Source organism: Nesterenkonia ebinurensis, assembly GCF_008711175.1.
GTDB classification, from domain to species: domain Bacteria; phylum Actinomycetota; class Actinomycetes; order Actinomycetales; family Micrococcaceae; genus Nesterenkonia; species Nesterenkonia ebinurensis.
Map to the genome: position 1 here is coordinate 345787 of NZ_VWNF01000011.1, position 19489 is coordinate 365275.

16 protein-coding genes are annotated in these 19489 nt (G+C 63.8%); 6 read left to right on the forward strand and 10 right to left on the reverse strand.

Translation table 11 applies throughout. The features are described from left to right. Positions 1–35: 35 nt before the first annotated feature. Positions 36–1604, forward strand: a complete 1569-nt coding sequence (locus tag F0311_RS05450; RefSeq protein WP_191089756.1) for an MFS transporter — start codon at positions 36–38, stop codon at positions 1602–1604. Positions 1605–1610: 6 nt separating this feature from the next. Here the strand turns inward: F0311_RS05450 and F0311_RS05455 are convergent, their stop codons facing one another. After that, positions 1611–4601, reverse strand: a complete 2991-nt coding sequence (locus F0311_RS05455) for a BTAD domain-containing putative transcriptional regulator (protein WP_150460921.1) — start codon at positions 4599–4601, stop codon at positions 1611–1613. 109 nt (positions 4602–4710) lie between these two features. On the opposite strand from F0311_RS05455, the gene F0311_RS05460 reads away from it, so the two are divergent. Together F0311_RS05460 and F0311_RS17945 are read left to right on the forward strand one after the other, a co-directional pair. Further along, positions 4711–5715, forward strand: a complete 1005-nt coding sequence (locus F0311_RS05460; protein ID WP_150460922.1) for an aldo/keto reductase family protein — start codon at positions 4711–4713, stop codon at positions 5713–5715. Positions 5716–5789: 74 nt separating this feature from the next. Continuing rightward, the gene (locus F0311_RS17945; RefSeq protein WP_191089757.1) at positions 5790–6812 is read left to right on the forward strand and encodes a hypothetical protein; all 1023 of its coding nucleotides are present in this window, start codon (positions 5790–5792) and stop codon (positions 6810–6812) included. Here F0311_RS17945 and F0311_RS05470 read toward each other — a convergent pair. The 3 genes from F0311_RS05470 to F0311_RS05480 all read right to left on the reverse strand — a co-directional run bounded on the left by F0311_RS05470 (position 6809) and on the right by F0311_RS05480 (position 9837). Beyond that, positions 6809–7567: a winged helix-turn-helix transcriptional regulator gene (locus F0311_RS05470; protein WP_150460924.1), complete on the reverse strand. Its 759-nt coding sequence runs from the start codon at positions 7565–7567 to the stop codon at positions 6809–6811. The genes F0311_RS17945 and F0311_RS05470 overlap by 4 nt on opposite strands. Positions 7568–7846: 279 nt before the next feature. After that, positions 7847–8950: an enoyl-CoA hydratase/isomerase family protein gene (locus F0311_RS05475; RefSeq protein WP_150460925.1), complete on the reverse strand. Its 1104-nt coding sequence runs from the start codon at positions 8948–8950 to the stop codon at positions 7847–7849. Between the two features lie 41 nt (positions 8951–8991). Continuing rightward, positions 8992–9837: an HpcH/HpaI aldolase/citrate lyase family protein gene (locus tag F0311_RS05480; protein ID WP_150460926.1), complete on the reverse strand. Its 846-nt coding sequence runs from the start codon at positions 9835–9837 to the stop codon at positions 8992–8994. Positions 9838–10413: 576 nt separating this feature from the next. On the opposite strand from F0311_RS05480, the gene F0311_RS05485 reads away from it, so the two are divergent. Further along, positions 10414–11106, forward strand: a complete 693-nt coding sequence (locus F0311_RS05485) for a GerMN domain-containing protein (RefSeq protein ID WP_150460927.1) — start codon at positions 10414–10416, stop codon at positions 11104–11106. Between the two features lie 118 nt (positions 11107–11224). Here F0311_RS05485 and F0311_RS05490 read toward each other — a convergent pair whose 3' ends face one another. The 4 genes from F0311_RS05490 to F0311_RS05505 are packed head-to-tail and all read right to left on the reverse strand — an operon-like array spanning position 11225 to position 16103. Further along, positions 11225–12766: a dihydrolipoamide acetyltransferase family protein gene (locus F0311_RS05490; RefSeq protein WP_150460928.1), complete on the reverse strand. Its 1542-nt coding sequence runs from the start codon at positions 12764–12766 to the stop codon at positions 11225–11227. Beyond that, the gene (locus F0311_RS05495) at positions 12763–13806 is read right to left on the reverse strand and encodes an alpha-ketoacid dehydrogenase subunit beta (RefSeq protein ID WP_191089758.1); all 1044 of its coding nucleotides are present in this window, start codon (positions 13804–13806) and stop codon (positions 12763–12765) included. Before F0311_RS05495 ends, F0311_RS05490 begins: the two co-directional genes overlap by 4 nt. Beyond that, entirely contained in the window at positions 13806–14954 is a 1149-nt protein-coding gene (gene pdhA, locus F0311_RS05500) for a pyruvate dehydrogenase (acetyl-transferring) E1 component subunit alpha (protein ID WP_150460929.1), read from the reverse strand. Before pdhA ends, F0311_RS05495 begins: the two co-directional genes overlap by 1 nt. 30 nt (positions 14955–14984) lie before the next feature. Continuing rightward, positions 14985–16103 carry a histidinol-phosphate transaminase gene (locus F0311_RS05505; RefSeq protein WP_150460930.1) on the reverse strand — a complete coding sequence of 373 codons (1119 nt, stop codon included), beginning with the start codon at positions 16101–16103 and terminating at the stop codon, positions 14985–14987. 36 nt (positions 16104–16139) lie between these two features. Here F0311_RS05505 and F0311_RS05510 point away from each other — a divergent pair, with 36 nt between their 5' ends. Beyond that, positions 16140–16544 carry a phage holin family protein gene (locus F0311_RS05510; protein ID WP_223881157.1) on the forward strand — a complete coding sequence of 135 codons (405 nt, stop codon included), beginning with the start codon at positions 16140–16142 and terminating at the stop codon, positions 16542–16544. Here F0311_RS05510 and F0311_RS05515 read toward each other — a convergent pair. Both F0311_RS05515 and F0311_RS05520 read right to left on the reverse strand, forming a co-directional pair. Then, positions 16519–18126, reverse strand: coding sequence for an alpha/beta family hydrolase (locus F0311_RS05515; protein WP_150460931.1), 1608 nt, complete (start codon positions 18124–18126; stop codon positions 16519–16521). The two genes, F0311_RS05510 and F0311_RS05515, sit on opposite strands and share 26 nt — an antisense overlap. A gap of 19 nt (positions 18127–18145) precedes the next feature. Continuing rightward, entirely contained in the window at positions 18146–18679 is a 534-nt protein-coding gene (locus tag F0311_RS05520) for a hypothetical protein (protein WP_150460932.1), read from the reverse strand. 228 nt (positions 18680–18907) lie between these two features. On the opposite strand from F0311_RS05520, the gene mscL reads away from it, so the two are divergent. After that, on the forward strand, positions 18908–19450 hold the full coding sequence (gene mscL, locus F0311_RS05525; RefSeq protein ID WP_150460933.1) for a large conductance mechanosensitive channel protein MscL: 543 nt from the start codon (positions 18908–18910) through the stop codon (positions 19448–19450). Positions 19451–19489 lie beyond the last annotated feature (39 nt).

The window sequence follows — 19489 nt, forward strand, 5'->3', positions numbered from 1 at the left end:
ACAGAACTGGAATGTCTTCCGTCCAGCCTGGGGCCATGACAACTCACCAGAACCCCTCCATTACCGGAAACACAGACAACGACTACGCCCCCACCGCTCCCTCACCGAAGGCCACGGTGAAACAGTGGTTCGGCCTGATGATCATGGTGATCCCGCTGTTCATGCTGGCCACCGATGTCACCGTGCTCTACTTGGCGATGCCGGCCATCGCCGCGGACCTGCTGCCGGTGGGCTCCCAGCAGTTGTGGATCCTGCATATCGGGGAGTTCCTGAGCGCGGCCACGATGATCACCTTCGGCCTGCTGGCCAGCCGAATCGGCGCCCGCAGGCTGCTTCTGGCTGCGGTGGCGGTCTATGGGGTGGCCTCGCTGCTGGCGGCCTATGCGGTCAACCCCGAGATGCTCATCGGCGGACGCGCCCTGCTCGGCATGGCCGCAGCAGCCTTCACCCCGGCCGGGATGATCCTGGTCCGGCGAACCTTCCGGGACCCCAAGCAGTACAACCTCGCCTTCGCCGCCTATATGGCTGCTTTCACCGGGGGCATGGCGGCCGGACCGCCCTTCGGCGGGCTGATCCTGGAGCATTTCTGGTGGGGCGCGGTATTCCTGATCAATGTGCCGATCGCCGCAGTGCTGCTGATCGGCGGACCGTTCCTGCTGGAGCGCAATCACGCCGACCGCAGGGTGAAGATCGACGGCGCCTCCGTGGTGCTGTCCATCACTGCCATCATCACCCTGGTCTATGGGCTGCAGGAGCTCTCCGCGACTGGCTTCTCCTGGCTTCCACTGTTGTCCGCCGGCCTCGGCTTCGGACTCCTGCTGCTGTTCATCCGCCGGCAGCAGACTGCTGCGCACCCGCTTTTAGACCTCGGCCTGTTCCGCATCCGGACTATCCGGCTGATGCTGATCGTTCTCGCTGCGGGTTCCTTCAGCATGGCGGTGGCCGAGATGCTGCTGCCCCAGTACCTGCAGATCATCCGTGAGCTGAGCCCACTCCAGGCGGGCCTGGTGCTGCTGTTCCCCGCCCTGGGCAGCACAGTGGGCACGATGTTCACTCCCCTGCTGGCCCGGACGAAGCATCAGGGGCTGGCCATTGCCGGTCCCTTGGCACTGACCGGCATCCTGGCTGCGGTCTTCGTGCTGCTGATCCCGGAAGCAAGCCTGCTGAACCTGATCGTAACTCTGACAGCACTGGCACTGGTGGGCGCACCCTTTATCACCTTGGTTTCGCAGCTGCTGATCAGTGCAGCACCTGAGGAGAAGACCGGTTCTGCCACAGCATTGCAGGATGTCACGGCCAGCCTGAGCATGGCTTCCTCCATCGCACTGATGGGTGCTGGGGCGCTGGCGCTCTACCGGCGGATACTGACCGACTGGGCCGACGAGAACCTCGCCGATCAGGCTGTGCAGACTGCCGCCGAGAGCTTCGGCGCCTCCAGCGCAGTGCTTCCACAGCTCGATGCCGCTGAAGGGCAGTCCCTGATGGAGGCAGTGGAGGCCGGGTTCACGGCCACTGTCCAAGCCGGCTATGGCTTCTATGCGCTGGGATCGGTGCTTCTGGCGGGGGTGGTGATACTGCTGATGCGCCGCGGCCGGACCAGCTGAGTCGGCTCACACCGGACTGAGCTGCAGCTGAGCCGGCAGGGCATTCTCGGCAAAGTACCGCCCCAGAATACGGCGAGCACTTGCCCGCTTCCCTGCCGAAAACCCGCCGAGCAACTGGTCGGCCCGCTGGGCATCGCCGCGGCGCTGGGCAAGCATGGCCGCCAGGACGTCGTGAAGCGTAGTGCAGTACATCAGGGCCACCCGCTGGGCGAGTCGCTCACCGCGTTGCAGATGCTCCTCAGCCGCATCGAGGTCCCCCTCCCGCAGGTGCAGGACAGCCTGCACCAACAGCCAGTAGGCGGTCTCACCGTCGAGATTCAGCTCGGTACTCAGCGCGGTGACTTCATCGGCCAGGCGACGGGCCTCTTCTTTTCGCCCTTGGGTCTCGGCCCAGAGGTGCTGGACCCCCAGCGCCTGGATCAGGCCATAGGCATCACCATGGTCACGGAGGACCTGTTCGACGTCGTATCCGTCCGGCAACCCCTGAGGGGGAGTATCCCAGAACTCCAGGAGGAACCAGTCCCGCTGAGTGCTGCCGAATGCTGCACCGCGAAGGTCCCCGGCCGCAAGGAGATGTTCAATGGCTTGATCGCTCAGCTGCCGGCCATGCTCGAGGTGCTCAGCATCGCCGAACATCACACTGGTGGCGAACCACTGGACCTGCATGCGAGCCAATTGGCTCTGCTCGTCGGTGTCGAATCCTTCCAGAGCTTCCAATACCTGCTCGACCTTCTCCCCGGAAGGCTTCTCCTCCACCGTATTGGCCAGGACTCTCACCTGAGCGTGAGCACGGCGCTCCCCGGGACTGTCCCCCGGGTTGGGGCAGGTGGCTGCTGCGGCGAGCTCCTCGAGCAGGGAGTCAATCCGGCCTGTCATCCACCGGTACCAGAAGGTGGCCAGCACCAGCCCGACTGCACTGGCTCCATCCTTCCGGCGCAGAGCTTCAGCAATGGCCAAGCTCAGATGTGAGCTCGCCTCATCAAGTCGCTGCACCCAGTCTGGAGCCTGTGGCCCGAAGAGATAGTCCTGGGCGCAGTCCACCAGGTTGCGGTAGTAGTCGATATGCCTGGCTGCCACTGCATCCCGTTCCCCGGTGGCCACGAGTTTCTCGGCCGCATAGGTCCCCACGGTCTCCAGCAGCCGGTACCTGACTTCGCCGCCGACGTTCACTGTCGAGACCAAGCTGCGTTCCACCAGGTTGGCCAAGACGCCCAACACACGACGGCGCGGCAGCAGCGCCACCCCCGAGGTGCTGATCACCGTGTTGATGGCCTCCGGGCAGGTCGTTCCGCCCAGAGCTGGCCTCTGCTCAGTATCGGCACAGACCTGCTCAATGACATCCAACCGCCAGGACACCGGATGCACCGCGAGCCGGCGCAGCAATGCTTGCTCTTGCTCCTCAAGCAGCGACCAGCTCCAGTCCAGCATGCCCCGCAGGGTCTGCTGCCGCCTCGGGGCTGCCCGGTCGGGGCGGGCCAGCAGATCCAGCCGGTCGGTGATCCGCTCCAGGAGATCCGGTACGGACAACACCGAGGTCCTGGCAGCAGCCAGCTCCAGGGCCAGCGGGAGCCCGTCCAGACGGCGGCACAGCTCAGCTGCGGCTGCGACAATCTCCGGGTCAGCCTCAATCGTGGAATTCACCGCCTGCGCCCGGGACAGGAAGAACTGCACCGCAGAACCGTCCCCACCGTTGACCGGCAGCTGTGGTACCACAAAGCGCTGCTCCCCGGCCAGCCCCATGGGTTCGCGGCTGGTGGCCAGGACGCGCACCCCGGGTGCCCGGCGCAGCAGCTCATCGGTGAAGGCGGCAACTTCATTGATCACATGCTCACAGTTGTCCAGAACCAGCAGAGCATCCCGGGCCTCCAGGGCGGCCAGCACACGAGCTGATATATTCTCTCCACGCTGCCAGGGGGCCGAGAGCTGCAGAGCCTCGGCGGTCATCCGGTAGATGCGGTCCACCGGGCAGACTACGCCCTCCTCGTCCCGCTGATGGACCTCGGTGAGGTCCACAAACCGCACTTCGGCCGCCGTCTCATCGGCCAGCTTCTGGGCAGTATGCACTGCCAATCGGGTCTTGCCGATGCCGCCGATGCCGAGCAGGGTCACCAGCCGGTGCTCAGCCACCAGGTCCAGCACCCGGGCGGTCTCCTCTTCCCTTCCGAGGAACGCTGAAGCGTAGGAGGGCAGCCAGCTGCGGGATCCGGCACTGGTCCCGTTGAACCTGGCCGGCTGCTTCTGGACGATGAGTCCGGGGTCCTGCCGCAGGATGCTCAGATGCAGCTGCTGCAGCTCCGGGGTGGGTTCAATCCCGAGCTCATCGGCCAGATGGCTGCGCAGCCGCTCGTAGGCGGCCAATGCCTCTGGCTGGCGGCGACTGCGGTAGTGGCCCAGCAGCAGGGGCGCAGCCAAGCCTTCCCGGGTGGGATGTTCGGCGAAATATGGCCCCGCCACCGCAACTGCCTGTCCGGGTTCACCGGCGGCAATCAGCGCCTCAGCGGCCATCTCCACCGCCTGCAGCCGGGACTCCTGCAGGTCAGCCACTTCAGCAGCCAGCCACAGCTCATCGGTGAACTCCGCATAGGCTGCCCCGCGCCAGAGCTTCAGCGCGGAGTCCAGCAGCTCGGCCCGCTGCTGCCCGGCGGGCAGTCCGGCAGCGGTTGTCACAGCCTCGCGGAACTGCGCGGCATCGCAGGTCTCCGCCGTCACCACCAGGCTGTATCCGCCGGGTGAGCGGACCAGCAGCTCCCGGCCGCCCGGGGAGGCTGCCTCCAGCAGGGAGCGCAGCTGGGAGAGCTTGGCCTGCAGCACCCGTTGCGGATTGCCCGGCAGATCCTCGCCCCAGACCCGGTCGATCAGGGCGTCGGCGGAGACGGTCTCCCCGGAGGCCGCCGTCAGCGCAGCCAGGAGGGCACGGACTTTGCGTTCCGGCACCTCCACCACCACAGCGTCGTCGTCCCGGAGCTGGACTGGTCCCAGGACCTCGATCTGCACCATTGGCTCACCTCCTGTCTCGTCTCCTGCCAGTCTATGGTCCCTGTCACCATCCAGCGATAGGGTGAGAGATGAACCAACCCGGCAGCGATCCCGACGGAAGTGAGTACACGTGGAGTTTCGATACCTCGGCAACAGCGGTCTGAAGATCTCCGAGATCACCTACGGCAACTGGCTGACCCACGGAGCGCAGATCGAGCAGGACATCGCCGCCAAATGTGTTCACGCCGCGCTGGAGGCCGGGATCACCACCTTCGACACCGCCGACGTCTACGCCAATACGGTCGCAGAGCAGGTGCTCGGAGACGCGCTCAAAGGCCAGCGTCGCGAATCCCTGGAGATCTTCACCAAGGTCTACTTCCCCACCGGCCCCAAAGGCCACAATGACACCGGGCTGTCCCGCAAACACATCATGGAGTCCATCAACGGCTCGCTGAAGCGACTTGGCACCGACTACGTGGATCTCTACCAGGCTCACCGCTACGACTTCGAGACTCCGCTGGAGGAGACCATGCAGGCCTTCGCCGATGTGGTCCGCTCCGGCAAGGCGCTCTACATCGGGGTCAGTGAGTGGACCGCTGACCAGCTACGTGCCGGGGCAGCCCTGGCCAAGCAGCTGGGCATCCAGCTGATCTCCAACCAGCCGCAGTACAACATGCTCTGGCGGGTCATCGAGCCGGAGGTGGTCCCAGCCTCCAAGGAACTCGGCATCAGCCAGATCGTCTGGTCGCCGATCGCCCAAGGCGTGCTCACCGGCAAGTACCTGCCCGGAGCGCCCTTCCCCGAAGGCTCACGCGCCACTGACACTGCCGGCGGGGCCCGGTTCATCGAGAAGTACCTCACCGAGGAGATTCTCAAAGCCGTGCAGAAGCTCGAGCCCGTCGCCGAGGATCACGAGCTGACCCTGGCTCAGCTGGCCATCGCCTGGGTGCTGCAGAACCCGAACGTGGCCACCGCGCTGGTGGGTGCCTCCCGCCCGGAGCAGATCGCCTCCAACGTAGCCGCCGCCGGAGTGAAACTTGACCAGGCGACTCTGGATGCTATTGACAGCGTCGTCGGGCCCCTGGCCCAGAACGACCCCGCCCTCACCAAGTCACCCGCAGAACGGCTGAGTTGATCAGCTGACTTGCGGCCATGCCCTAGACTTGGGGTGTGGTTTCTGGAACGGCGGGGGGAACCCATTATTTTCCCGTGCGCATTTTTTCAGCCCTGGTCCTCACAACCGGGCTGTTTCTGAGTTCTGCCCTCGCAGCCTCTGCCACGGCTTCCCCCGCGGGAACCGAGCCCGGCACTCCCGCCGAGACTGAGACTGAGTCACCCGAGGGTACAAGTCCCGCCACGGAGACCCAGTCCCCGCAGACTGAGTCGCCCTCCCCCACCGAGCCGACTGAGACTCCTACTGAGACTGAGACTCCGCCCCCAGAGACGCCCTCTCCCACGCCGCCTCCTGACCTCACCGTCACCTGCACCAACGGAAGCCTGGACCCCGGCGAAAGCACCACGGTGCCCTGCAGCGCCAATCTCTCTGACGCATCATTCACACTGGGCTCCACCTCATCCCAGCTCGGCGGCGAGGTGTCCATCTCCGGCAATCAGGTCACCTATATCGCGCCGACAGAATACTCCGGAACCGGGGTGGACCACTTCACCGTAATTGCCAGCACCCCCGACGGGCAGGAGGACCGCACCCAGGTGCGCTTCACCGTCTACGGCACTCAGCCCACCCCTACACCAACACCTACGCCGTCCCCCTCTCCCTCACCCACGGAGACTCCGACGACGCCACCCACCACAGGTGCTCCGTCTCCCACCGAGACCACCGGACCCGGCACGCCCGGCACAGATTCCCCCACCACCACTGCCCCGGCCACCGCCACAGCTCAGCCCACTGTCACAGCTCCCCCGCCGGGGGCACCCACTGCTGTGGAGACGCCCAGCCCCCCGGCCGAGTCGGTGTTCCTGCCCATGCCAGGCATGCCGGAGCTTGCTGAGCTGAACCTGTCCGGATTCAGCAGTAAAACCTCCTCTGAGCCCACTGCCGCTCCCGAGGAGGAAGAGGACGAGCAGAACGGCAATGCAGGTGATGAGGAGGAAGAGGCCGACGGCGTCCTCGCTGAGACAGGCATCGCGACCGCCTATACTGCAGCAGGCCTGGCGCTGCTGAGCATCACTGTGGGTGTGCTGGCACTGCGCAGCTCGCGCCGGATAGCCTAATCGACCGTCTCCGCAGGCGCATCGCTACGCTCTGCCGCCCGTGCTGGGCGCAGCACATAGCCGGCACCGCGCACCGTATGGATCATACGGGGCATCCCGGCTTCAATCTTCTTGCGCACATAGCTGATGTAGAGCTCCACAATATTGGCTTGACCTGCGAACTCGTACTCCCAGACCTCCTGCAGGATCTGGGACTTGGGCAGCACGGTGCGGGCATGCCGCATCAGCAGACGGAGCAGCCGGAACTCAGTGTCCGAAAGGTCGATGTCTTGCCCAGCCCGAGTGACGGTGCGTTGGGTGGTGTCCATCTCCAGGTCCCCCACGATCAGCCGTTCACCGTTGCGCTGTTCCGGCAGTCGGCCGGTAAGAAAGTGGAGTCTGCGCACCGACTCGTCCACGGCAATCCCGCCGACCATATGGTCGTCAATCGGCCTGCACAGCGCCATCATGTCCTCCTGAGGAGCATCGGCGTCGAACCAGGCCAGCACCGCGGTCTCGTCCTGGCCTGAGCGCAGGTCATCCACCACGTCCTCCAGCTCCGGGATACGGCGGGCCAGCCGGGCATCGAGCACCAGCAGGTGTGGAGACTCCTCTGCGCAGAGTTGGGATGCCTCGGCAGCGCTGGCGGCCTGCAGGACCTTCACGTCCATGCTGCGCAGCCGCTGGGTCAGTTCATTGCGCGCAGGCGAGGGCCCAGCCAAGATCAGCACCGGGGAGCTGATGCGCAGCGCGGAAGAGCCCTCAGTGGTCTCCATAGGTGTCCTCCCGCATGCAGCTCAGGCAGCCTGTACCCTCTGAAGCGAGCACAGCTTGTTCACAGATTCTATCCAGAGCCAGGGCAGCAGGGTCTCACCGCCGCGGAAGACCCGGTTGAGCCGGGCGAAGAGACGAGCTTGCCCGGTATCTTCTGCGATCCCACTGCACCGAGTAGGCAACATCGTTTGCGGCTCGATGCACAAGGGCTGCTGAGGGTTGCCAGCTATGCGGTCAGGCGAGGGTTGGAGCGCCGAAGGCGCGGCACCAGCACCGCGTGTTCAACGCAAGTTGAGCACGCGCCCCGGCACCGGGGTGAAGTAGTGTCCCACCAGGTCATCATCCACCAGTTCCAGCGAGGCGGGGCTCCACTGCGGGTCCCGGTCCTTGTCGATCAGCTGGGCGCGAACCCCCTCCCGGAAGTCATGGGAGCGCAGGGCGTGCACCGCCACGGTGTACTCCTGGCTCAGCGCCCCCTCAAGACTGAGTTCCCTGGCCTTACGTATTGCCTGGAACGCCACATTCACCATGGTAGGCGATTTGCTGCGCAGCGTCTTCGCCGTCTCTGCGGCCTCCGGTACGCTCTGTCCCAGTTCCTCCAGAAGAAGCACGACGCCGCCCACACTGTCCTGGGAGTAGGCCTGGTTGATCCAGCCGGCCTCGGTCAGGCCGGAGGGCTCAGGCTGCTCGGCGAACCGGGGCAGCACCTGCTCCACCGGGGCTGAGGTCAACTCACTGATCAGCGCCTCCAGCGCAGATGAGGGCACGTAGGTGTCGGCCAAGCCCAGGTGTAGGGCATCGGCAGCGGAGAGATGGGTACCGGTGATCCCGGCGTGGACGCCCAATTCCCCCGGAGCTCGAGCCAGCAGATAGGTGCCGCCCACATCTGGGGAGAACCCGATGGTGGTCTCGGGCATGCCGATCCGGCTGCGTTCGGTCACGATTCGGTGGGAACCGTGGGCCGAGACGCCCACCCCACCGCCGAGCACCACACCGTCCATCAGGGCGACATAGGGCTTGGTGTACTTCGCGATCCTCAGGTTCATCAGGTACTCGGTGGCGAAGAAGCTCTCAGCGGTGAACTCAGCCTGGTAGCCCGGGGTCCCCTCAGGCAGGAGAGGGCCGCCGTCGAGCGGCTGAAGCTCCACCATCTCGTGGTAGAGGCTGGCCACATCTCCGCCGGCACACAGTCCGCGGTCTCCGGCCCCCCGGATGAGGACTTGTGCCACGGCATCGTCCTCTGCCCAGTCCTCCAGCTGAATCCTGATCGATTCGCACATCAGCTCAGTCAGCGAGTTCAGTGCCTTGGGGCGGTTCAGGGTGATGATCCCCAGGTGTCCACGTACTTCAAAGGCCACATCACCGGTGTAAGTCTCTCTGCCCATTCAGAACCTCCTTGTTCACTATGGCATGATGCACGTCTCACTCAAGCATTCCACAGGCCATAGCTATCAGCCAGACTCGCGATCTTCTGCGCGCGGGCCAGGCGGGGCAGATAGGAGCCGTCGCCGATGGAGGCGCCGCGCTCGTGGGCCTCGATGAGCTCCTTGGCCCAGGTCACCTCGTCCTCAGACGGGCTGAGCCCATGGTTCACCAGCTCTACCTGAGCCCGGTTGAGCGAGAGCTTGCCGGTCATGCCCACAGAGGCAGTCACCCGGCACGCTCCGGCGATGGCGGCCTCATCCGCGTTGACCTCTGTCGGCCCGTCAATCGCTCCGGGCAGACCGCCCACCCGTGAAGCAATCACCAACCGTGAGCGGGCGTAGGCCAGGGCCATCGGGTCTGCGGAGACACCCACGTCCTTGCGGAAGTCATTAGTGCCGAATGCCAGTCGGAAAGTACCAGGGGCAGAGGCGATCTGGGTGGCGTTCTCTACGCCCAAAGCGGATTCCACCAGAGCAATGACCGGGGTGCCGGCCCGCAGCCGCATAGCGGTGTAGGTGACCTGGTCCGGGCGCTCAGTCTCAGCGAGCATCACCCCTCGCAGACCGTCGGCCTGGGCCAGAGCAGCCACATCATCCTCCCAGTGCTCGCTGGTGGTGGGGCTGATTCGCACCCATGCAGTCATACCGCCGTTGAGCGCGCTCATCACTGACTCGCGTGCTGCCACCTTAGCTTCATCAGGTACCGACGCCTCTAGGTCGAAGATCACCGAGTCAGCCTCACTGGCCAGACCAGGAGCGAAATCTTCCTCTTTTGCCGCGTTGATCAGCAGCCAGGAACGGGAGAGTTTTGCTGGCAGAGCTGCGGCGCGGCGGTTCCGGATAGGCATGATTCCAGCCTACCGGAGACGGTGCTTGACACAGGCCCGGAGAAGGTCCCAGTATAGAGAGTCAGGGAGTTGTTCAGATTTGAAGCATTCACGTCTGAACACCCCCCGGAATGGTCCGCTGTCCATTCCTGACATCTCCATATGAAGACGACATCAGAGTTTCCGTTCCCTCTGCTGTCATCACAATATGAAGTGAGAAGCACAGGCGCCGGGTGCTAAACATCCCACCCCCTCCGTGCAGTACCCTTGGGCGCGCTTCTCAACCGCTGGTGGGGGCCGCCCCCGTTCACGGCCCCCACCAGCAATCTTCTCCCAGACTCTGTCCTGTCAGGCCAGTTCCGGATTGCCATAACACGTCGGCACGCTGCAGCGGCGCGTGCATCCGACCTAAGGGCCATCTCAGCTGGGACCCTGTGAGATTACGGCCTGAGCAGGTTCTTCGCTGCGCAAGGAGGCCGCAACCGCTTCGGACGAGCCATCTCTGCCACCATACGCTCGCCTTTCGGCTCAATCGGGCAACAGAAGCGCCCCAGCGCTGATTCGTGGACTCCATGAGGTGACTCGTATCCTTGAGGAATGACTTCGACCTCCTCGCTGCGCGCTGCAGCCGCGGCTTTCACTGCTGCGGCACTGTTCAGCCTCACCGCCTGTGACAGTGATCCCACTGAGTCCGACCCGGACTCACCCGAGGTTGAGGGAGACTCTCCAGCAGAGGCACAGGAAGTTCCTGAGAATCCAATGCCCGAGCCGCAGTACGACAGCGATGAGACCGTGGCCCTTCCCGTCGGCCTGATTAGTCCAGCGGGGTACGACTGGGAGGTCTACGAGGAGGACGTGGACTACACCCCAGACACCCCGCATGGGCGGCAGCTAGCCCGGACTGAGCAGTTCGGCTGCCAGGACTACATCTCCCTGGTGGAGACCGTGCCGGTGGTTACCGACAACCCTGCTGAGACCGCCCTGGAGTATCTGCTGACCCTGGATCGCACCACACACGGCAACCCGGCCTTCAACAACCCGCTGGCAGCCTCAGGCTTTGAGGTCACTGACGTGGAGCAGGAGGGCAGCACGGTGACGGTGCATCTCACGGGGTTCGCCAACAGCAGCTCATCCTGCCAGTCCTGGCAGATGCTCAAGCAGATTGAAACCACGGCTCGGGCCGCCTCGGGTGCCGAGCAGGTGGAGATCCTGCTGGACGGCGCACCGCTAGCCGAACAGCTCGGCCTGGAAGATCCCGGCCCATTGGCTATCCACCGTCTGCAAGACTGAGGCACGAGCGGGAGACCCGACTAAGCCGAGCGAAAACTCGAGCCAGCTTGGAGTCTTCTGAGGCGATTGAGGGCTGGAGCCCCGAAGGTGCCAACATACACCCGCAGCCGGGACACACTCAGTCCAGGAGGAGTCCTGGTTGTTCGAGGATTGTGGCGATGTCGGTGATGAAGGCTCCGGCGAGATCTCCATCAATCAGCCGGTGGTCGAAGGACCCTCCGATGGTCACGATCTGGCGGGGCACGATCTGCCCGTCCACCACCCAGGGTTTGGTGCGTACTGCCCCGAGCATCACGATGGCAGCTTGCCCGGGGGGCAGGATAGGGGTGCCGAAGTCCAGGCCCAGAGACCCGATGCTGGTGATCGAGACCGTTCCACCCTGCATCTGAGCAGGGGTGGTCTTACCTTCTCTGGCATCGGTAGTCAGTGCGGTAATCGCTGCGGCTAACCCTTGGGTGGTGTACGCCTGGGCGTCATGGATTACCGGCACTACTAGGCCTCGTGGGGTGGCTGCGGCGATACCGAGGTTCACATAGTTGCACAACGTGTAGTGAGTCTCTTGCCAGGTGGCGTTGACCTGCCGGTTACGCCGGAGAGCCCAGATAATCGCTTTGGCTGCGAACAGCAACGGCGAAACACTCAGACCCGCAAATCTGGGGTCCTCGCGCAGTGCGGTGCGCAGCTCCATACTGGCGGTGATGTCAACCTCTTTGAACACCGAGACATGTGGCACGGTAGAGGCTGAGGCGGCCACGTTCAACGCGGTGGCTTTCCGCACCCCCCGCACCTGAACACGCTCTTCCCTCGGACCGTCATAGAGGAGTCCAAGCTGCACGGGAGTAGGTGTACCGCCACTAGGCACAGCCGATCCTGAAAGCGGCATCGCACCAACCTCATCGTGTGGGGTCTTCGCTTTCTGCTCGGCCTGGGCTTCAACATCTTCCCGGGTGATCCGGCCATTGTCCCCGGTGCCGAGAAGCTCGCTGAGGCTCAACCCGTATCGTTTGGCCAATGCCCGCACCGGCGGCGAAGCCCGCCGCACCACATCCGGACCGAGGTCCCCGCCATCGGCGGTCGGGGCTGACCGGGCGACCGGCTCCAAACCCAAGTCTGAGACATCCACCAGATCCAGTGCTGTGGCACGGGTCCGGGCACGAGCTTTGGGGGTATCGGCCTTCGGGCCTGAGCCCACCAGGGCCTGAGTCTCAGCCGGTTCCTGCCGCGGGGCCGGCTCAGCCTGCGGAGAAACCGTATCGGTGGTGCTGTTAGGCTCAGCGGCCTGCCCAGCCGCAGATGATGGCGACGCCGCAGCGCCAGAGACTGTGCCGTACACCGGCCCGGCCGCCTCCGCACCGGTATCCGCAGCACTGGTATCGGAAGTATCGCCGGCATCCCCGGGGTCCCCTTCCGGCGCGGCGTCGTCTGCTGAGCCAATTCGGATCAATGGTTGGCCGACCTCGATGGTGTCACCCTCCTGGGCGACTAGTTCCTGAACGACCCCGGTGTAGGGCACCGGCAGTTCCACCAGAGACTTCGCGGTCTCGATCTCACAGATGACATCGTTGACCGCCACGGTGTCGCCGGGTTTGACCTTCCAGGAAACAATCTCCGCCTCAGTCAAGCCCTCACCGACATCAGGCAGATTAAACGTCTGGCTCATCGGTGGCCTCCTGCACTCTGATAGGCGAAGCTGCGCTCCACAGCCTCCAACATCCGGTCAATATCCGGTAAATACCTACCCTCCTGCGCAGAGGGAGGGTACGGCATATGGAACCCACCGACCCGCAACACCGGAGCCACCAACCGGTGATAGGCCCGCTCCGTGACCCGCGCTGCGATCTCAGCACCGAATCCGCCGAACGTAGGGGCCTCATGAGCCACCACCAGCCGGGAAGTCTTCGCCGCTGAGACCGCGATGGTCTCATCATCCAAAGGGCTGATCGAACGCACATCTATCACCTCAACGCTGCGGCCTTGGTCTGCGGCCACCTGGGCGGCAGCCAAAGCCACCGGCACCAACGGGCCATACGCAGCCAAGGTCACATCAGTGCCCTGGCGCAGCACCTGGGCGGTGAAGGCATCCGGGGCCGGGTTGCCCAGGTCTACTTCTCCTTTGAGCCAGTACCGGCGTTTAGGCTCCAACACAATCACCGGATCCGGGCACACGATCGCCTGCCGTATCATCCAGTAAGCATCCTGGGCACTAGAGGGAGTGATAATCCGCAGTCCCGCAGTATGAGCAAACAGTGCTTCCGGGGACTCTGAATGATGCTCAATCGACCCGATATGCCCCCCGTAAGGGATCCGGATCGTCACCGGGACCCTCACCGCCCCATCAGTGCGATTATGGATCTTTGCCAGCTGGGTGGTGATCTGGTTGAACGCAGGGAAGACGAATCCATCGAACTGGATCTCAGCCACCGGCCGATACCCACGCATCGCCAACCCAATACACGTACCAATAATCCCAGATTCCGCCAGCGGGGAGTCGATCACCCGATCCGTGCCGAACTGCGCCTGCAGCCCGTCGGTCACCCGGAACACCCCGCCCAGAGCGCCAATATCCTCACCGATCAGCAGGGTCTTCTCATCAGCGGCCAACTCATCCCGCATCGCCCGATTAATCGCCTTAGCCAACGGCAGGGCCACCACCTCAGCAGCATCAGCGGCCAGTGTCGCCGTTGGTTGTTCCTTAGTCATCAGAACTCGACTCCCTGGTCCTCGGCGAACCCGGCCTCGTAATCCTTCAACCAAGCCTTCTCCACCTGCACCTGCCGATGCGGCTCAGCATAAACAGTGTCGAATACCCGCTCCAGATCCACCGGCTCCATCTCATGCACCGCGGTACGCAGATCAGCAGCCAACTGAGCAGCCTCGGCGTCCACCTGATCAACGAACTGCTGATCCAGAATGCCCTCAGCCTCCAACCACTTCCGGTACCGGGCCACAGGATCGCGCCTCTTCCACGACTCGACCTCCTCATCCGTGCGGTACTTCGTCGGGTCATCGGCAGTGGTATGGGCACCCATCCGGTAGGTGACAGCCTCCACCAGCTTCGGGCCCGAACCGGCACGGATCTGAGCAGCCATGTGCTTAGCCACCGCATAGCTGGCCAGCACATCGTTGCCATCCACCCGGATGCCCTCAAACCCATAGCCGGCGGCCCTGTGTGCCAACGGGGCCCGAGACTGAGTCTTCAACGGCACCGAAATCGCCCAATGATTGTTCTGGATGAAGTAGAGCACCGGCAGCTGATACGAACTGGCGAAGACCATCGACTCATGCACATCGCCCTGACTAGTTGCCCCATCACCCAGGCAGGCCAACACCACCTCATCAGCAGTCCGACCCTCACCCAGGGCTCCGGTGGACACATCCTGCTTGATACCCATCGCCCAACCAGCCGCATGCAACGCCTGAGAAGCCAACACAATCGAATACCAGTTGAAATTAAACTTCCCCGGATCCCAGCCGGTATGCTTCGCCGCTCTAAACGTAGCCATCAGCTGCTCGGCACTGATCCCCCGATACAACGCCATCGCATGCTCTCGATACGTCGGAAACACCCGATCCGTAGACTCCAAAGCAGCAATCGTTCCCACCTGAGCGGCCTCCTGCCCCGAAGCAGGCACCCACAGCGCCAATTCACCCTGTCGCTGCAGGGACGTGGCCTCCACATCGAAGCGGCGCTCTACCACCATATGCCGATACAACCCCAGCAACACCTCATCGCTGAGATCAGCCACATACCGGCTGAACACCGGATGCCCCACCAAAGCACCATCAACACCCAGCAGCTGCACCGGCACCGAAGATGCCAACTGCACCTCACTTTGCGCTGCACTCATGTGATCGGTGTCTCCCATAGGGTCATTGTGTCAGGCGACCCCTGGGAGGCCGCTGTAGGTTCTGCACAATGCGATGAAACGGTCATTGGCCTCCGGCTCACCGATGCTGACCCGCACACCCTCGCCGGCAAAAGGCCGTACGGCGAGCGCCTGTACCCCTGCGGCCTGCGCAAAGTCAAGGGATTTGGCGCCCAATGGCAGCCAGACGAAGTTCGCCTGGGTCTCCGGGATCTGCCATCCTGCATCAGCCAGGGCTTCGGTGACTTTTTGGCGCTCTCCTACAAGTTTCTCAACTCGGGCGTAGACCTCATCAATGTGCCGAAGGGAGGCGACGGCGGCCGCCTCGGCCACCGCATTGACGCCGAAGGGTACTGCCGCCTTGCGCAGGTGCTCGGTGATGGACTGCTGGGCTATGGAGTAACCCACCCGCAACCCAGCCAGCCCGTGGGCCTTGGAGAAGGTGCGCAGCACCGCCACATTGGGAAATTGTCGGTACAGAGCCAGGCCGTCCACCGGATCAGGGCTGCGGACGAACTCCAGGTACGCCTCGTCCACTACTACCACGACGTCGCTGGGCACTTTGGTGAGGAACTCGGTGACCTCGGTGTGGGTCAGGGCAGGTCCGGTGGGGTTGTTGGGGGTGCAGAGTAGGATCACCCGAGTCCGCTCGGTGATCGCAGCCAGCATGGCCTCCAGGTTGTGACGGCCCTGAGGTGTGACCGGGACGGGCACATCTTTGGCGCCGGCAGTGCCCACCACAATGGGGTAGGCCTCGAAGGACCGCCAGGCGTAGATGACCTCATCGGCAGCGCCGTCCTCCCCCGTGCCGGCGAAAGTGGTGATGATCTGGGTGAGTGCTCCCAGACTTCCGGTGCCAGTGACGACGTCGTCATAGCGCACCTCAAAGTGGGCGGCCAGTTCGGCACGCAGGGCCTCGCCGAAAGGGTTCGGATACCGGTGCAGTCCCTGGGCTTCGGCGGCGGCTCGAGCTGCCGCGGGCACGGGCCCCAGCGGGTTCTCGTTGGAAGAGAGCTTATAGGGGGTCAGCCCCTCGGCTGGCTTGGGCGGCTTGCCTGCTGCGTAGCTGGGCAGTGCCGCCACGGCCGGGCGGGGGACGATGGTCGCAGTGACCGGTTCTGTGATGCTCACGGTGAGCTCCTCGCTTCTCCAGGTAGGCGTGAGAAGATGATTCCTGTGAGAATCCTACTGGCCATTCTGCTCAACGCGCTCGCCCTGGGTGTGGCAGCGTTCCTGGTACCCGGCATCCGGATGGAGGGCTGGAGCGACGACCCCGGCGCCGTCGTCCTAGCCTATATCTTCGTAGGGGCGGTCTTCGGCATCGTCAATGTGGTGATCAAGCCGATCGTCTCCTTCCTCTCGCTGCCCATCACCTGCCTGACCCTGGGCCTGTTCGCGATCGTGATCAATGCCCTGATGCTCAGTCTTACCGGCTGGCTGACCTCCTGGACCCCGGCGAACCTGGTGGTGGACAGTTTCTTCTGGTCTGCCATCCTGGGGGCGATCGTGGTCTCGATTGTCTCGGCCCTGCTCAACCGGTTTGTCGTCACTCCTGAAGATCGGGCACGGTAAGGTTCCGGTCCTTGATGTCCCAAGGGACACTGCCCGGTGAGCTTGTGCCGTCCGGGGTGGGACCTGAATCCTTGGGCCAGCGGCTGAGCTCGCGCACCGAGTCTTTCAGCGCGTCCTCGAAGTAGGCGACGTCGTCGTAGCTCTCTGCCTCCCAGGGCAGCACATGCTCAGGACTCGTCATCTTTTCCCAGTGAGTGTCGAAGACGTAGGTCTCTATTTCACCTTCGAAGTACAGCTGGGCACGGAACTCATCCAGGTGCTGCTGCTGGCTGTAGTCCAGGAGCTGGTCCTCCCCCTCTTCCATCATCCGGATGGCATCCACATTGTGCTCCCAGGTGTGGGATGAGCCAGCGACAGACTCCACTGAGCTTTCCGCACTGGCGTGGTTGTACTGGATGATCATCCGTTCGCTGGAAAGCTGTGGCCGCTCCCCGGTGATGTGCGGAACCGGGTCCCGCACATCCTCGAAATGCGTGACTTTGATTCCTTCCTGGGTGGACTGGTGCTTCAGCGGACTTCCGATAGTGGTGACTGTGCGCAGGTTATACCGATCGGCGAAGCCGGAGCTCCTGGCCATATTGCTGGCGTGCAGCCCACCGAGGCTGAAGCCGGTCATGTGAATCTCAGCACCGTGGGGGACGCCGAGCTCATCGAGCGCCTGCTCCAGCGCCCCGGCCATATGCTCGGAGTCATTGTGCAGCCCGTCCACCAGGCTCATCGGGCTGCGCCCGTGCTCCATGTCCAACCCGTCGATATCGACCCCGGGGAAGTGCACTGCATAGGCGGGGTCCATATTGGGGCGGTGGATCACTGAGATGGCGATATCGCCGTGGTCGGCCACCCGGTCCATCTGCTCCAGGTAGTGGTGCAGGGTGCCATCGGCCTGGTGCTCAAAGGTGCGGGTGGCTTGCCTGTCGGTGATCTGCCGGTTGCGCCCCATCAGCGCGGGGGTCAGCCCGGCATTGTTTTCCAGGGCTTTGACCGTGGCCAGGATGACCGCCACGTGGGGGAACCTCTTGAGCAGCACATCGAAAGTGACTCCGCCACCAGAGACCAGCGTGGTGGCGAACCAGTCGTAGACCAAGCTCTTATCTCCCTCCCGGTGCACAGCATGTTCCAGAGCTAGGCCGACTTCCAGGACCCGGATGCCAGCGTGGATCCAACGCTGGACCAGCTGTTCTGCCTCCCGGTAGTTCTCATGGACTTTGTCCAGTCCGGTCTGGTTGTGCAGCAGGGCCTGTTCGGCCGCCGCCGTACCGCCCACCAACAGACCCAGGCGGGCGTGCCAAGCCGGAACATCGGTGTGCAGGTGGAAGTAGCCGCTGCCGGAGAAAGCCTCATAGACGGAGATGACCTCCCGGCGCAGCTCAGTGAATGTGGCCCCGGCGGCCTGGATATGCACCGAGGCCTCATAGAGAGAGTCCCATATCAGGTTGATCCTGGTGGGCCCGCCCCAGGTGCTGATCCGAAACTCGGGAGTGCGCGGCCCCTTATCCACGTAGTGCTCGGCAGTCTCCCCGATAGTGCCGTGCGGGCCTGGGATCGGGGGCATAGTGTCCCAGAGAGTGTGCTGCAGGGGCATGAGTTCTGTTCTCCGTTCTTCAGTGGGTGGGCGCCGCCGGGGAGCCTGGTGTGCCGATGGGGATCCCGCGTTCATACTGGGGCAGACCCAGCATCTGGCTGAGACCACCCTGTTGGGCGAACTGGATGAATCGGACGGCGTCGTTAGAGCCGAAGATGTCCAGGGTGTACCCGACAAAGGCTTGGGCCGTCTGCTGCTGGGCAAGCTCTATGCCCTGCCCCACCATGTGGGTTCCAGTGCTGATCAACGACATCACGTACCTGGCTTGGTCGCCGTAGCTGCGCAGATCGGCGGCGACCGCCTCAGCCTGGGCAGCCAGGGCCGCAGACTCCGCTGTGAGGAACTCGCCGGGGATCCGAAGGGCCTCCAGGGCTGTTCGGAAGGTGCGACTGGCCATGGAGTCCCAGTGCACACGCTCAGCGGCGTCGATCTGGGCAAAGTAGTCGGGCACTTTGGCGAGCACTCTGCGGAGTCTGCCGGCGGCGTCGTCGTAGGCGTCTGCGGCAGTATAGAGCTGCTGCGGGATGGTGCTGGCCTGAGCGGTCCAGATCATGCTGCTCTCCCCGTGATCGGCGTGCGGCTGGTGGTTCACGAATCTAAACAGGGATTCGGGGCCGCGGAGCTCAGCTTCCCCAACTGTGGAAGCTGCGGCGTGTCGCGGTGAAGCTCACCGCGGCTGGGGAAAACTTTGTGGCCGGCGGAATTCAATGAGTTTCTGCAATAATTTGCAGCGCGGCATTTTCGCCGCACTTGGGCCGGGTTCGCGGTCTAAGATTGGGCCATGATCAAGGGATTTTTAGAGTTCATCAAGCAGGGCAATGTGGTTGACCTGGCTGTCGCGGTAGTGCTGGGCACCGCATTCGGCGCGGTGATCAACGCCCTGGTGGAAAACGTTCTGATGCCGCTGATCGGCCAGCTGCTGGCTCAGGACCCGGACTTCGACTACCTGTTCGCGGTGACCCTGCCCGGCTTCGATGGCCCGCCGATGCGCTTCGGCGTGCTGCTGACTGCGGTAGTGAACTTCCTGCTGATCGCAGCTGCCATCTACTTTGTAGTGATCCTGCCGATGAACAAGATCATCGCTGCCCGCAACGCCATGCTGGGCGAACCGGAGGAAGAGGAGGACGAGAACATCACCCTCCTGAAGGAGATCCGCGACCAGCTCAAGGTGCAGACCGAGGTGGTCAACCCCGCTTCCTTCGCCGCCGCGGTAGAGGCGGAGCGGAAGATCGAAGGGGAGAAGGCCAAGGTCGAAGCCGAGGAGGAGGCCAAGGACAAGACCGTCCTGGGCAAGGCCAAGAACATCCTCTGGGGCAAGGAGTAGCGGCTACTGGCCGCGGGGAACCACCGCTGGCTGCATCAT

Bases quoted from the DNA above. Each gene is read 5' to 3' on its own strand.
- F0311_RS05450 (WP_191089756.1), top strand. From the start codon at position 36: ATGACAACTCACCAGAACCCCTCCATTACCGGAAACACAGACAACGAC.
- F0311_RS05455 (WP_150460921.1), bottom strand. From the start codon at position 4,601: ATGGTGCAGATCGAGGTCCTGGGACCAGTCCAGCTCCGGGACGACGAC.
- F0311_RS05470 (WP_150460924.1), bottom strand. From the start codon at position 7,567: ATGGAGACCACTGAGGGCTCTTCCGCGCTGCGCATCAGCTCCCCGGTG.
- F0311_RS05475 (WP_150460925.1), bottom strand. From the start codon at position 8,950: ATGGGCAGAGAGACTTACACCGGTGATGTGGCCTTTGAAGTACGTGGA.
- F0311_RS05480 (WP_150460926.1), bottom strand. From the start codon at position 9,837: ATGCCTATCCGGAACCGCCGCGCCGCAGCTCTGCCAGCAAAACTCTCC.
- F0311_RS05485 (WP_150460927.1), top strand. From the start codon at position 10,414: ATGACTTCGACCTCCTCGCTGCGCGCTGCAGCCGCGGCTTTCACTGCT.
- F0311_RS05490 (WP_150460928.1), bottom strand. From the start codon at position 12,766: ATGAGCCAGACGTTTAATCTGCCTGATGTCGGTGAGGGCTTGACTGAG.
- F0311_RS05495 (WP_191089758.1), bottom strand. From the start codon at position 13,806: ATGACTAAGGAACAACCAACGGCGACACTGGCCGCTGATGCTGCTGAG.
- pdhA (WP_150460929.1), bottom strand. From the start codon at position 14,954: ATGAGTGCAGCGCAAAGTGAGGTGCAGTTGGCATCTTCGGTGCCGGTG.
- F0311_RS05510 (WP_223881157.1), top strand. From the start codon at position 16,140: ATGATTCCTGTGAGAATCCTACTGGCCATTCTGCTCAACGCGCTCGCC.
- F0311_RS05515 (WP_150460931.1), bottom strand. From the start codon at position 18,126: ATGCCCCTGCAGCACACTCTCTGGGACACTATGCCCCCGATCCCAGGC.
- F0311_RS05520 (WP_150460932.1), bottom strand. From the start codon at position 18,679: ATGATCTGGACCGCTCAGGCCAGCACCATCCCGCAGCAGCTCTATACT.
- mscL (WP_150460933.1), top strand. From the start codon at position 18,908: ATGATCAAGGGATTTTTAGAGTTCATCAAGCAGGGCAATGTGGTTGAC.